At 64.9% G+C, this 299-nt stretch carries 1 protein-coding gene; it reads right to left on the bottom strand.

The annotated features are described in order from the left end of the window. On the bottom strand, positions 1-299 hold a 299-nt coding region (locus tag NE591_RS14500), incomplete at both ends, for an isocitrate/isopropylmalate family dehydrogenase (RefSeq protein ID WP_256157015.1).

Here is a 299-nt window from a genome sequence, read left to right as displayed (position 1 = left end):
CGAAAGCCACGAGGTCGGGCAGCTCGTCCAATTCGCCGCGCTTGCGCAGGGCGCCGGACCAGGCGAAGATGGTGGCTACGGAGTTCGTGGAGGTCTCCTTGCCTTCCAAATGCTTGTAGAAGTGACGCTGCACCGTGCCGTGAGCCGCCTCGTACTCGTAGACGCCCGCCGGGCTCACGAGCACCGAGGTCATCATGGCCAGTGACCCGAAGGCGCTCGACACCATGTCGCTCATCACGTCGCCGTCGTAGTTCTTGCAGGCCCAGATGAAGCCGCCCTCGGCCTTCATGACCCGGGCC

The organism is Adlercreutzia sp. DFI.6.23, assembly GCF_024462535.1.
GTDB classification, from domain to species: domain Bacteria; phylum Actinomycetota; class Coriobacteriia; order Coriobacteriales; family Eggerthellaceae; genus Adlercreutzia; species Adlercreutzia rubneri.
Note: the sequence above shows the minus strand (reverse complement) of the source record. Positions and strands in the feature narration are given on the sequence as shown.